Source organism: Paenibacillus shirakamiensis (assembly GCF_017874255.1).
In the GTDB taxonomy this organism is placed as follows: domain Bacteria; phylum Bacillota; class Bacilli; order Paenibacillales; family Paenibacillaceae; genus Fontibacillus; species Fontibacillus shirakamiensis.
The window spans coordinates 238,809-251,456 of sequence record NZ_JAGGLD010000003.1 but is presented as its reverse complement, the minus strand read 5'-3'; the positions used below and the strand labels follow the sequence as shown (position 1 = coordinate 251,456).

Here is a 12,648-nt window from a genome sequence, read left to right as displayed (position 1 = left end):
AGGATAATGAAAAAAACAACAAAAAAAGCTAGTTTAATTGTTTCTTTAACATTATTATCAACTGTATGCATAGGGACTATTACTTCTTATGCTTTAGATCCTCTCACTTTTAAGTTTGAGACTATTCGCAAAACTATTGCTAATAATAAGAGTATTGAAATAAAGAACTTAATAAAAGTAGGTAATGAGTATATCACGAATAAAGATGTATCAAACTATAAAACTTACAACAGTATTAGCACATTGCAATTTGATGACGCCACAATTCTCCAGCAAATAGCAGAAGAAAAATTATTCTTGCAACTTGCTAAAAAGAATAATGTTGAGGCTAGTCTTGAAGATGGTAAACTTGAAGCAAAAAACAATAGAGAAATACTTAAAAAGCAGTCTGCTCAAGTCCAAAGTATACAAAAAAACTTTATTTATGCAATGGGAATTGATGAGGATATATACTGGGAAAGTTATGCACCTGCTGAATATCAAAAATTAATTTCCGCTAAGAATTTAACAAATAAATTAATAAGTGATAAAGCTATAAAAATAGATGGGCTTTCTGGTAATGAGTTTGCAAACGAAATAAAGGATTATAAAGGAAAACTTTATAATTCCTCTATAGATAATGGTAATATTCAATCATTAGATCAAAGTATTATATTGAAAAAAATATAATAATTTAAGTTGGGTTAAAAGATTAAATAATCTTTTAGCCCTTTTTTATTTAAAGTTTATGATGACAATAATAAGTCATTTCCACTAATATGAGAGCTATCCCATCAAATCCTGCACCTTGCGGTCTAACTGACGATATTGGATTGCTTCGGCGATATGTGAGGCTTCAATGACCTCGGCCTTTTCCAAATCGGCTATGGTGCGGGCAAGCTTCAAGATACGGTCAAAAGCTCGCATACTTAAGCCTAGTGCTTCAAACGTTCCCTTTAGAAGTATATCCGCTTGGCTTGTACGCGAAGTGAATTGACGTAACATTTTACCGGATAGTTCACTGTTCCAAGTGAAAGGAAGTTGTGCATAACGTTCAGCTTGAAGATGCTGCGCATGTCTCACTTGCTCACGCATCGCCTCTGAGGAGAGCGGCTGAACATCACTTGGCCAATCGGAGGGCCGAGGGACTTCGACTTGCAGGTCAATGCGATCAAGAAGCGGCCCCGATATTTTATCCCGGTATCGTAGAATTCGGCCAGGGCTGCAGGTACATGGGGGTAAGGGTGGAGCGGCGCCTAAATATCCGCAAGGACAGGGGTTCATAGAACAGGCTAAAATAAAATGAGCGGGGAACGTATAAGAGGCACGAGCCCGGCTGATATGTACAGAGCGATCTTCCAATGGTTGGCGTAGTACTTCGAGTACCGTCCGAGAAAATTCAGGCAATTCATCTAGAAATAGTACACCCTTATGTGCAAGGCTAACCTCACCCGGTTTTGGAACCATTCCTCCACCGATGAGGCCAGCTGCAGAAATCGTATGATGCGGAGCACGGAAAGGACGACGCTTCATAAGCCCTGTCTCAGCCTCTTTAAGCTTTCCTGCTGCGCTGAAGATTTTGGTAACTTCTAGAGATTCTTCATTAGAAAGCGTAGGTAAAATCGTAGGTAGACGGCGAATGAGCATGGTTTTACCGGTTCCAGGTGGACCCATCAGCATAATGTTATGCATCCCGGCAGCAGCAATAGTTAATGCTCTTTTGACGTGTTGTTGTCCTAACACATCTGAGTAATCCTCTGGAATACTTAATGACGAGCTCTCAAATTCAAAGTGAATGTTAGAAGATGTTTTTAAGTGATCAAAATTTTTTAGGTACAGGGTAGGACGAGGGGATGACGAATGGGCAGATGGGGGGTTCGCTGGCGGTGACGACATCGTTTGTGGTGTTAGCTGTCGGAGATGATCGAGACCATAAATTTCGATTCCCTCTATGAGATGAGCTTCGGATGCATTCATTTGTGGTAAGAGCACAGCCGTAAATCCTTGTCTCTTCGCTAAATCGACTATGGACAGAATGCCATTCACAGGCCTTAGGGCGCCATCTAGAGATAATTCACCGATTACTAGTAAACGTTGATTCGTAGGAAGCTGAATTTGTCCACTTGCAGATAATAAACCTAGAGCTATCGCCAAATCAAAGGCAGAACCTTCTTTCCGGAGGTCGGCTGGGGCAAGATTGATCGTAATTCGTTGTAAGGGAAAGTTGAATTCACTATTTTTGACAGCGGAGCGTACCCGTTCAACCGACTCTCGTACTGCCGAATCAGGCAGGCCAATAATAGAAGTCTGTGGGATACCATTCGATAAGTCTACTTCGACTTCGATAATCACGCCGTCTATTCCATATAGACATGCACTGTATACGTTGGCATACATAACAAAAAGCACCTCGTCTCTCATAGTAAGCGCAGCTTGACTGCAAATGAGAAAAAGGTGCTTCCATTTTTCTTATGTACTTATTCTAATAAATCCTATCAAAAAGTCAAGACTTACTAATCGGAAAGTCAAGATGTACTACAGATTGATATACATCCGCCCTGAATCACACATTAATTACAAGTGTACTCGCAATCAAATCGTGCAGTGCCTGCTTTTGTCTGGTCCACCCAGCCATCATATATCCAATGGAGAAGAGGAGTCCGGATAGAATTGTGCTGAACCTTCTGACCGTCGCTCGGCCGATAGAGATACGATTCCCTTGTAAATCTACGACTTGAATACCCATAATTTTTTTTCCTAATGTAGCTTGCATTGAAGAAGATTCCATAAGAATCATATAGATGAAAAAAATGACTGTACTGCTGAATTTGTAAGATGTATTTTCTATGCTTCCATCGCTTGTAATCAAGAACAATAGAAAAAAAGGTAGGTTAATAATTACGCTGTCGATCAAGTAGGCCATAAAACGTTTCCAGAATCCAGCATAGTCCCAGAACCCTGAAGAAGCTAAATCCGCGTAATCATTGATTAATTCAGACTGTGGAGCGCCGCAATTCACACAATAGCTGGCCTGATGAGTATTAGAATAGTTACAGTTAGAGCAGATCATTCCAATTCACCTCCGGCATATATAATTTGATCATTCATTTCAGGCTAAGGTAGTGTGAATTTCTAAAGTTCAATAAATATGAATTCAAAAGGTACCTCAAAATACATATCAAATAAATCTTATCACATACATATTTTTACTCGTAAATAAGTATACCGTCCTTTTAATAATTCATCTAGTACGGATGTACATTACATTCGTTTTACCGTGATTTTATGAAGAAAACGAGAACCTGTAGGAAATTGGCGAATGATGTAGAATGTAATCGTTCTCAGAATGCGATGAAACCGATATCAAAAATGATGTAAATTTACACAACTTTTTAAGGAAAGCGTTTTAAAAACGTGTTACAATATTGTGGGTTTGGAATTAATTATGAGTTCTATGCCTTACTAACCGCCCGTTGATAGGAGGATTCTGAAGTGAATATCCATGAATATCAAGGAAAAGAAGTCCTGAAGCAATATGGAGTACTGGTACCAGAAGGACGCGTGGCATTTACGGTGGATGAAGCCGTGGAAGCAGCCGAAGCTCTGGGCAGTCCAGTAGTAGTTGTAAAAGCACAGATTCATGCAGGTGGCCGCGGTAAAGCTGGCGGTGTAAAAGTGGCAAAAAGTATCGATGAAGTACGTACGTACGCAAACGAAATTCTTGGTAAGGTTCTGGTGACACACCAGACAGGCCCAGAAGGCAAAGAAGTGAAACGTCTCCTGATCGAACAAGGCTGCGACATCCGTAAGGAGTATTATGTCGGAGTTGTTGTAGACCGTGCTACAGGTAGTGTAGTTCTGATGGCTTCGGAAGAAGGCGGTACAGAAATCGAAGAAGTAGCTGAAGCAACTCCTGAGAAAATCTTTAAGGAAGTCGTCGATCCGGCGGTTGGCCTTCAAGTATTCCAGGCTCGTAGGCTAGCTTATGCGATCAATATCCCGAATGAACTCGTTGGCAAGACCGTGAAGTTCATGCAGGCTCTTTATAATGCATTCGTTGAAAAAGATTGTTCTATCGCTGAGATTAATCCCCTTGTAGTTACAGGTGACGGTGAAGTAATGGCGCTGGATGCGAAGTTGAATTTTGACTCCAACGCATTATTCCGTCATAAAGATATTCTGGCTCTTCGTGATCTTGAAGAAGAAGATTCCAAAGAGATCGAAGCATCCAAATATGATCTGAGCTACATTGCACTTGATGGCAATATTGGCTGTATGGTTAATGGTGCGGGACTTGCTATGGCAACCATGGATATTATCAAATACTATGGTGGAGACCCGGCTAACTTCCTCGATGTTGGGGGCGGTGCTACGGCAGAGAAAGTAACTGAAGCTTTCAAAATTATTTTGTCAGATAGCAAAGTAAAAGGGATCTTCGTGAATATTTTCGGCGGAATTATGCGCTGCGATGTCATCGCTGAAGGTATTGTCGAAGCAGCGAAGCAAGTTAGTCTAGATCGTCCACTTGTTGTACGCCTTGAAGGTACAAATGTGGAACTTGGTAAAAATATCTTGGCCGAATCGGGACTCGCTATTGTCTCCGCGGATTCTATGGCTGACGGTGCACGCCGCATAGTAGAGCTCGTATCATAATACGGAATGAAGAAGGAGGCTTTGGATATGAGTATTTTGGTTGATAAAAATACAAAAGTCATCACCTCGGGGATCACGGGGGCAACGGGACTTTATCACACCAGAGGTGGCCTTGAATACGGGACGCAAATGGTAGGGGGAGTAACCCCTGGTAAAGGCGGTACGAGCCTGGATATTACGTTGGAGAACGGTGAAGTAGTAACACTTCCTATCTTTAACTCTATTCGTGAAGCCAAACAAGTTACAGGAGCAACCGCTCACGTAATTTATGTACCTCCAGCTTATGCTGCGGATTCCATTATGGAAGCTGTAGATGCAGGTATGGAACTCGTTATTTGTATCACAGAAGGTATTCCCGTTCTAGATATGGTTAAAGTGAAGCGCTATATGGAAGGCAAAAATACGGTTCTGATTGGACCGAACTGCCCCGGTGTAATTACACCAGGCGAATGCAAAATTGGAATTATGCCAGGTTACATCCATACTCCAGGTCACGTGGGTGTTGTCTCCCGTAGTGGTACCCTTACTTATGAAGCAGTGCACCAGCTTACAACTCGTGGGATTGGTCAATCTTCAGCAGTAGGAATTGGTGGAGACCCTGTAAAAGGTTCTGAGTTCATCGACATCCTTTCACGTTTCAATGATGATCCAGATACGTACGCAGTTATTATGATTGGTGAAATCGGTGGTACGGCAGAAGAAGAAGCTGCTGAATGGGTTCGTGATAACATGAAAAAACCTGTCGTAGGCTTTATTGGAGGCGTTACAGCTCCTCCGGGCAAACGTATGGGTCATGCAGGCGCGATTATTTCTGGCGGTAAAGGTACAGCTAAGGAAAAGATTGAGAAGCTTGAATCTTGCGGTATTAAAGTTGCTCCTACTCCATCCGAGATGGGATCAACGCTTGTAAGTGTTCTTGAAGAACGTGGTATACTTAGCACTTGTACAACTCATTAATTTATTCGTGTTATCTATAGATTGAGCTGTGACTTTTTAAGTCGCAGTTCTTTCCATAGCCATAATATGTTTCGAGGTAAGCAACCTTAACACTTCCATAGTGAAGATGAGGTTGCTTTTTTTGTATTTAAGTAGGAACAAACTAACTTATATAGGGGTGTGCTATGGATAGACGACAAATCCTGATAGGCTTACATGAAAGCCCTGGCATGGGATGGAAATCAGTAGAACGGATTATACATAGTGGTGAAATCGAGCATGCATTAGATTTTAAAATGAGTGATTGGGTGGAAAAAGGATTATCAGAGACACAGGCTTCACGCATGGCAACTCATTTTACAGAAAGCTGGATTCAAGAACGAGCGGAGCTCCATCAAAGCAAGGGCATTCACATTCTGACGATAGATGACGAAAATTATCCTACATTAATGAAGGAAAGTATCAAGCCAGCTTGGGTGTTATATGCAAAAGGAAAGTTAGAATTGTTATCATCCATGTCCATAGCCATGGTAGGTACACGAATTCCGACAGCATACGGCAAAAAAGTAGCATCTCTATTAACGGAGGACTTATGTGCTAGAGGAGTCACCGTTGTTAGTGGAATGGCTAGAGGAATCGATGGCGTATGTCATGAAGCTGCATTAGGCTGTCAAGGACAGACGATTGCTGTAATGGGTACTGCTATAGATATGCCCTACCCTTCCGAGCATCATGGATTATATAAGCGGATTGCTAAGGACGGACTTATTGTCTCCGAATATCCATCTGGCACGGCCTCACACCCAGGGCTATTTCCTCAACGAAACCGAATTATTGCTGGCCTAACACGGGGAACCGTTGTGGTAGAAGCAGATCTGCGCAGTGGCTCTTTAATTACAGCAGATGCAGCCATGGAATCCAATCGTGATGTATTTGCGGTCCCCGGACAGATTACTTCCCCTAAGAGTGTGGGTACCCTTGGACTTATACGACAGGGCGCCAAGCTGATAACGTCAGCTCAAGATATACTTGATGAATACAATCAAGCGGATTATTTATGTTTTGAGGAAAGGAATAGCACCAAAAAACAGCCTGAGTTGACAGAACAGGAGAAGCACATATACCATATGTTGGAGCAGGGCAGTATCCATTTTGATGGATTAATTTCGCGAACTGCTTGGGATTTTGGACTTTTGCATTCAGTTCTGTTATCTTTAATCATAAAAAAGCAGGTTGTGCAATTACCTGGATCTCTTTACAAATTAATATAGTTCATTCTCATGGGTGAGAATGGTGAAGTAGACTATAGATTCGCACCGGAGATACTTATGATCGTGCTTGAGAGGAGGATGGAATTATGGCAGATTCACTAGTTATCGTCGAATCGCCTGCCAAGGCGAAGACGATTGGCAAATATCTGGGCAGTAAATTTATTGTGAAAGCTTCCATGGGCCATATTCGGGATTTGCCTAAAAGCCAGATTGGTGTTGAAGTCGAGAATGACTTTAATCCCAAATATATTACCATCCGCGGTAAGGGTTCTATATTGAAGGAACTCAAAGATGCCAGTAAAAAAGTAAAAAATATCTATCTCGCAGCTGACCCCGATCGTGAGGGTGAAGCTATAGCTTGGCATTTAGCGCATGTGCTGGATGTTGACGCTTCCAAAAGTTGTCGTGTAGTATTCAACGAGATCACTAAGCAGGCCGTTAAGGACGCTTTTAAGACCCCTCGTAAGATTAATATGGACTTAGTTAATGCTCAGCAAGCTAGACGGATACTAGACCGTTTGGTAGGTTACAAGATCAGTCCTTTGTTATGGAAAAAAGTCAAAAAAGGTCTCTCCGCCGGACGCGTCCAATCTGTTGCAGTCAAGATTATTCTAGATCGGGAGAATGAGATTTCTGAATTTGTCCCAGAAGAATACTGGAGCATTACAGCAGGGCTCAAAATTGCGGATACTTCATTCGAAGCCAAATTCCACAGATTTAAAGGGGAAAAGAAAGAGCTTACGAATGAGGATGAAGTGAATGAAATTCTTAAGGCTATTGAGGGTGCAGATTTCACAGTTAGTGCTGTGAAAGAGAAAGAACGCTTACGCCATCCCTCAGCACCATTTACGACAAGTTCTTTGCAACAGGAAGCCGCAAGAAAGCTGAATTTCCGAGCTTCAAAGACGATGTCTATTGCACAGCAACTTTATGAAGGAATCGATCTTGGCAAAGAGGGCACCACGGGTCTTATCACATACATGCGGACCGATTCAACTCGAATTGCAGCATCTGCGCAAGAAGAAGCGAAGGAATTCATCATAGAGAAATACGGTGACAAATTTGCTCCAGACACGCCGCGACAATATTCCAAAAAAGCGGCAAATGCTCAAGAAGCTCATGAAGCGATTCGCCCTACTTCTGCTTTGAGGGAGCCTGATTCGATCAAGTCATTGATGAGTAGAGATCAGTATCGATTATATAAATTGGTATGGGAACGTTTCATGGCTAGTCAAATGTCCTCTGCTGTTTTGGATACCCTTTCTGTGGATATCAAGGCAGGAGAAGCTACATTCCGTGCAGTCGGTTCCAAAGTTCGTTTCCATGGTTTTATGAAGGTATATGTGGAAGGAAATGATGATGGAACTACCGATGATGACAAGTTCCTGCCTCCTTTAGCTAGTGGAGATTCATTACAAACAGAACATATAGATCCTAAACAGCATTTTACACAGCCTCCTCCGCGGTATAGTGAAGCAAGACTCGTCAAGACGCTTGAAGAGCTTGGAATAGGAAGACCAAGTACGTATGCGCCCACGTTAGAGACCATTCAAAAGCGTGGATACGTAGCGATGGAAGAGAAGAAGTTCATGCCAACGGAGCTTGGAGAACTTGTCATAGAGCAGATGGAGCAGTTTTTCCCAGAAATTCTGAATGTAGAATTTACGGCAAATATGGAAGGTGATCTGGACCACGTAGAAGAAGGTTCAGAAGATTGGGTTCGAGTATTAGGCGAATTCTATGAATCTTTTGAAAAGCGCCTTGAAGTTGCTGAAGAAGAAATGAAAGAAATTGAGATTGAAGATGAGGTCTCCGATGAACTGTGTGAGAAATGCGGAAAACCCCTTGTTTATAAATTAGGTCGATTTGGTAAATTTCTGGCTTGCTCTGGATTTCCTGATTGTAGAAACACAAAACCTATCGTTAAGGACATCGGTGTTACTTGTCCGAAATGTAAGGAAGGCCATGTAGTAGAACGGCGCAGCAAAAAAGGACGTATATTTTATGGATGTGACAAATATCCAGAATGTGACTTTGTGTCTTGGGATCGTCCTTCGGCTAAGCCTTGTCCACAGTGCGGAGCTCTTCTAGTTGAAAAACGCAACAAACAAGGAGCAAAACTTAAGTGTACCGAATGTGATTTTACAGAGATGATTGAGGATGACGATGACGCAGCAGAGTAAAACATTATAGCTTGTTGTAAGGGCAAGATTGTGGGAGGTTTTTTCATTGACAGAAGTAAATAGGGTAACGGTAGTTGGAGCCGGTCTAGCTGGTAGTGAAGCGGCTTGGCAAATTGCCAGTCGTGGGGTGCCAGTCACCCTTTATGAGATGAGACCGGTCGTGAAGACACCGGCTCATCATACAGATCAATTTGCTGAGTTGGTATGCAGTAACTCTTTGCGGGCGAACGGCCTTACCAATGCAGTAGGTGTACTAAAAGAAGAAATGCGTAATCTTAACTCCCTTGTGCTCGGGGCAGCGGATCGAAATGCAGTACCCGCCGGAGGAGCTCTTGCGGTAGATCGAGATGGTTTTTCTGGAGAAATTACTCGTACTCTTCATGACCATCCTCTCATTACTGTGAAGAATGAGGAACTACAAGAGATTCCTTCGGAGGGCATTGTAGTCATTGCTACAGGACCGCTAACTTCACCCGCTTTATCCGAGCAGATTCAGCGATTAACTGGAGAAGAATATTTCTACTTTTATGATGCAGCGGCTCCTATTGTGGAAAAAGAATCTATCAATATGGACAAGGTCTATCTGGCTTCTCGTTATGATAAGGGTGAGGCTGCATATCTGAACTGTCCAATGAACGAAACCGAATTTGATGCTTTCTATGAGGCACTAATCCATGCAGAAGTAGCTCAGCTCAAAGAGTTTGAGAAGGAAGTTTACTTTGAAGGTTGCATGCCGATTGAAGTCATGATGCAGCGCGGCAAGCAAACGGCACTTTTTGGGCCTATGAAACCAGTAGGACTAATGAATCCACATACTGGCGTATTACCGCATGCCGTTGTTCAGCTTCGTCAGGATAATGCAGCAGGCACTTTGTACAATCTAGTAGGATTCCAGACACACCTGAAATGGGGAGAGCAAAAACGTGTATTCTCGATGATTCCTGGACTTGAGAATGCTGAATTTGTGCGCTATGGTGTGATGCATCGCAATACATTTATTAATTCGCCTACGTTGTTGGAACCTACGTATCAATCTAAGACGCGTCCTACGCTCTTCTTTGCGGGTCAAATGACTGGTGTTGAAGGGTACGTGGAATCTGCCGCTTCCGGTCTTATTGCGGGCATCAATGCCGCTAGAGCAGCTCGGGACCAAGAAGGAATTGTATTCCCTGAGGATACGACGCTCGGAAGTATGGCTAGATATATAACTACAGCCGACTTCAAACACTTCCAGCCAATGAATGCGAATTTTGGATTGTTTCCCAAACTAGATACTCGTTTCAAAAAGAAAAGTGAAAAAAACGAAGCTCTTGCTCACCGTGCGCTGGACAGCCTTCGCCATTTTAAAGATCATCAGACTTTATAGATTACAACTATTGCCGTCCTAAATCTTGGGGCGGTGGTTCTGTTTTAGAGCGTCTTGAATCCGTTTGATATTCATATCCATATAGATGAGGTGAAGATGATGGAAATGTCTTTTCATGCGACTACGATTTGTGCAGTTCGCCATAATGGCCAAGGGGCTATAGCTGGGGATGGGCAGGTCACATTTGGGGAAAGCGTAATTATGAAGACGACCGCCAAAAAAGTAAGACGATTATACCGGGGACAGGTGCTTGCTGGTTTTGCGGGTTCTGTAGCTGATGCCATTACGTTGTTTGAGAAGTTTGAAGGCAAACTTGAGGAGCACCATGGGAATCTACAACGTGCGGCTGTGGAGCTGGCTAAGGATTGGCGTCAGGACAGAGTCCTTCGCAAGCTGGAGGCATTAATGATTGTCATGGACCAATCGGGTATGCTGCTTATCTCAGGGGGCGGAGAGATCATCGAACCTGATGATGACGTTCTGGCTATTGGATCCGGAGGGAATTTTGCCCTGTCCGCGGCCCGGGCTCTCAAGCGTCATGCGACAGACCTTGATGCCAAAGATATGGCGAGAGAGTCACTGAAAGTCGCATCTGAAATTTGCGTATACACGAATGGAAATATTATCGTAGAAGAACTCTGATTGTAATAGAAGAGGAGGATACAGCTATGACTAAAGAAGCCTTAACCCCAAGACAAATCGTAACGGAATTGGATAAATATATTGTAGGTCAAAAGCAAGCCAAAAAATCAGTGGCTGTGGCTCTACGCAATCGATATCGTCGTAGCAAGCTAAGTGAAGAGGTGCGAGATGAGATCGTACCTAAGAACATTCTCATGATTGGACCCACCGGGGTGGGAAAGACAGAGATTGCACGCAGGTTAGCCAAACTTGTTAATGCTCCGTTCGTTAAGGTAGAAGCGACCAAGTTCACAGAAGTAGGTTATGTAGGCCGCGATGTAGAATCTATGGTCCGCGATCTGGTGGAAACTTCAATTCGTATGGTTAAATTGGAACGTACAGATAAGGTGAAGGAGCAGGCCGAAGAGTTAGCGAACGAAAGATTAGTCCATATTCTTGTCCCTTCTTCAGGCAAAAACAAAAGTCAGCGCAATCCGTTTGAGATGCTTTTTGGAAATAACAATGCGAATGCATCTCAAGATCCACCTGAGGATAAAGAACAAGATAGTAATCTAACTGAACGAAGAAGACAAGTTCGCTTTAATCTACTTGCTGGTAATCTAGAAGAGGATATTGTGGAAATTGATGTTGAAGATTCCGCACCGAATATGTTCGATATGTTCTCGGGTCAAGGTAACGATCAGATGGGAATGAATATGCAAGAGATGTTTGGAAGTTTCATGCCTAAAAAGTCTAAACGGCGGAAGCTAACCATTAAAGAAGCACGGAAAGTTCTAATTCAGGAAGAGGCTAACAAGCTGATTGATCAGGATGATCTCACACAGGAATCGATTCAACGTGCGGAGCAATCAGGTATTATTTTCATCGATGAGATTGACAAGGTAGCTAGCCACGGGCAAGGTTCAGGGCCGGACGTGTCTAGAGAAGGGGTTCAGCGAGATATTCTTCCTATCGTAGAGGGTTCAACCATCATGACAAAATACGGTCCTGTACGCACGGATTATGTGTTATTCATAGCTGCGGGTGCTTTTCATGTGTCTAAGCCATCAGATCTGATCCCTGAGCTTCAAGGACGCTTCCCGATCCGAGTAGAATTAAGTAGCCTAACGCTTGAGGAGTTTGTATCCATTCTTACGGAACCCCACAACGCACTAACCAAGCAGTATACGGAATTGCTAAGGACAGAAGATATTGAGATTGAATTTTCGCCAGAGGCCATTCGTGAGATTGCAAGTATTGCGGCAGCTGTGAATACGAACACTGAGAATATTGGAGCGCGAAGACTTCATACTATTCTTGAGAAATTGTTAGAAGATCTGTCCTTTGAAGCTCCTGAGCTTACCTTAGATAAGATAGTAATTACGCCTCAGTATGTGAATGAAAAATTGGGCGATATTGCGAAAGATCGGGATTTAAGTAAGTTTATTTTGTGAACATTTTTGGACGCGCCAAAAGACCGACTTTAGTCCTTAGAACTAGGACTATGGGTCGGTTTTTCTTTTTCTACAATATTTGTAAAATGTATTTGTCGTATTTTGGATAAAAAGCATTGAATTTGAGCTAAACCGGGACAAATTTATAAAAATTACCATTTTTTTTAAAAAAATAGGGCTTTTTT

10 protein-coding genes are annotated in these 12,648 nt (G+C 42.6%); 8 read left to right on the top strand and 2 right to left on the bottom strand.

The features are described from left to right. The first annotated feature begins 6 nt into the window (after positions 1 to 6). A complete protein-coding gene (locus J2Z69_RS10580; protein WP_209861974.1) occupies positions 7 to 669 on the top strand; it encodes a hypothetical protein in 663 nt (220 codons plus the stop codon). Positions 670 to 765: 96 nt separating this feature from the next. On the opposite strand, the gene J2Z69_RS10575 is transcribed toward J2Z69_RS10580, so the two are convergent. Both J2Z69_RS10575 and J2Z69_RS10570 read right to left on the bottom strand, forming a co-directional pair. After that, positions 766 to 2,376: a YifB family Mg chelatase-like AAA ATPase gene (locus J2Z69_RS10575; RefSeq protein ID WP_209861971.1), complete on the bottom strand. Its 1,611-nt coding sequence runs from the start codon at positions 2,374 to 2,376 to the stop codon at positions 766 to 768. 166 nt (positions 2,377 to 2,542) lie between these two features. After that, positions 2,543 to 3,049, bottom strand: coding sequence for an RDD family protein (locus J2Z69_RS10570; protein WP_209861967.1), 507 nt, complete (start codon positions 3,047 to 3,049; stop codon positions 2,543 to 2,545). 422 nt (positions 3,050 to 3,471) lie between these two features. Here J2Z69_RS10570 and sucC point away from each other — a divergent pair, with 422 nt between their 5' ends. From sucC to hslU, 7 genes are all read left to right on the top strand, one after another. Continuing rightward, positions 3,472 to 4,632, top strand: a complete 1,161-nt coding sequence (sucC, locus tag J2Z69_RS10565) for an ADP-forming succinate--CoA ligase subunit beta (protein ID WP_209861964.1) — start codon at positions 3,472 to 3,474, stop codon at positions 4,630 to 4,632. A gap of 27 nt (positions 4,633 to 4,659) precedes the next feature. Then, positions 4,660 to 5,589 carry a succinate--CoA ligase subunit alpha gene (gene sucD / locus J2Z69_RS10560; protein ID WP_209861961.1) on the top strand — a complete coding sequence of 310 codons (930 nt, stop codon included), beginning with the start codon at positions 4,660 to 4,662 and terminating at the stop codon, positions 5,587 to 5,589. 164 nt (positions 5,590 to 5,753) lie between these two features. Continuing rightward, positions 5,754 to 6,839, top strand: coding sequence for a DNA-processing protein DprA (gene dprA, locus J2Z69_RS10555; RefSeq protein WP_209861958.1), 1,086 nt, complete (start codon positions 5,754 to 5,756; stop codon positions 6,837 to 6,839). Positions 6,840 to 6,925: 86 nt separating this feature from the next. After that, the gene (gene topA, locus J2Z69_RS10550) at positions 6,926 to 9,022 is read left to right on the top strand and encodes a type I DNA topoisomerase (protein ID WP_209861955.1); all 2,097 of its coding nucleotides are present in this window, start codon (positions 6,926 to 6,928) and stop codon (positions 9,020 to 9,022) included. Positions 9,023 to 9,068: 46 nt separating this feature from the next. Further along, complete coding sequence (trmFO, locus tag J2Z69_RS10545) at positions 9,069 to 10,388, top strand: methylenetetrahydrofolate--tRNA-(uracil(54)-C(5))-methyltransferase (FADH(2)-oxidizing) TrmFO (RefSeq protein WP_209861952.1); 1,320 nt, start codon at positions 9,069 to 9,071, stop codon at positions 10,386 to 10,388. Between the two features lie 99 nt (positions 10,389 to 10,487). After that, positions 10,488 to 11,030 (top strand): ATP-dependent protease subunit HslV, encoded by a 543-nt coding sequence (hslV, locus tag J2Z69_RS10540; protein ID WP_209862658.1) that lies wholly within the window; start codon positions 10,488 to 10,490, stop codon positions 11,028 to 11,030. A 26-nt stretch (positions 11,031 to 11,056) separates the two neighbouring features. Beyond that, positions 11,057 to 12,463, top strand: a complete 1,407-nt coding sequence (gene hslU / locus J2Z69_RS10535) for an ATP-dependent protease ATPase subunit HslU (RefSeq protein WP_209861950.1) — start codon at positions 11,057 to 11,059, stop codon at positions 12,461 to 12,463. Positions 12,464 to 12,648: the final 185 nt, after the last annotated feature.

What these genes read in the sequence shown, in the direction of transcription:
- J2Z69_RS10580 (WP_209861974.1), top strand. Translation starts at nt 7, where the DNA reads ATGAAAAAAACAACAAAAAAAGCTAGTTTAATTGTTTCTTTAACATTA.
- J2Z69_RS10575 (WP_209861971.1), bottom strand. Translation starts at nt 2,376, where the DNA reads ATGTATGCCAACGTATACAGTGCATGTCTATATGGAATAGACGGCGTG.
- J2Z69_RS10570 (WP_209861967.1), bottom strand. Translation starts at nt 3,049, where the DNA reads ATGATCTGCTCTAACTGTAACTATTCTAATACTCATCAGGCCAGCTAT.
- sucD (WP_209861961.1), top strand. Translation starts at nt 4,660, where the DNA reads ATGAGTATTTTGGTTGATAAAAATACAAAAGTCATCACCTCGGGGATC.
- dprA (WP_209861958.1), top strand. Translation starts at nt 5,754, where the DNA reads ATGGATAGACGACAAATCCTGATAGGCTTACATGAAAGCCCTGGCATG.
- topA (WP_209861955.1), top strand. Translation starts at nt 6,926, where the DNA reads ATGGCAGATTCACTAGTTATCGTCGAATCGCCTGCCAAGGCGAAGACG.
- hslV (WP_209862658.1), top strand. Translation starts at nt 10,488, where the DNA reads ATGGAAATGTCTTTTCATGCGACTACGATTTGTGCAGTTCGCCATAAT.
- hslU (WP_209861950.1), top strand. Translation starts at nt 11,057, where the DNA reads ATGACTAAAGAAGCCTTAACCCCAAGACAAATCGTAACGGAATTGGAT.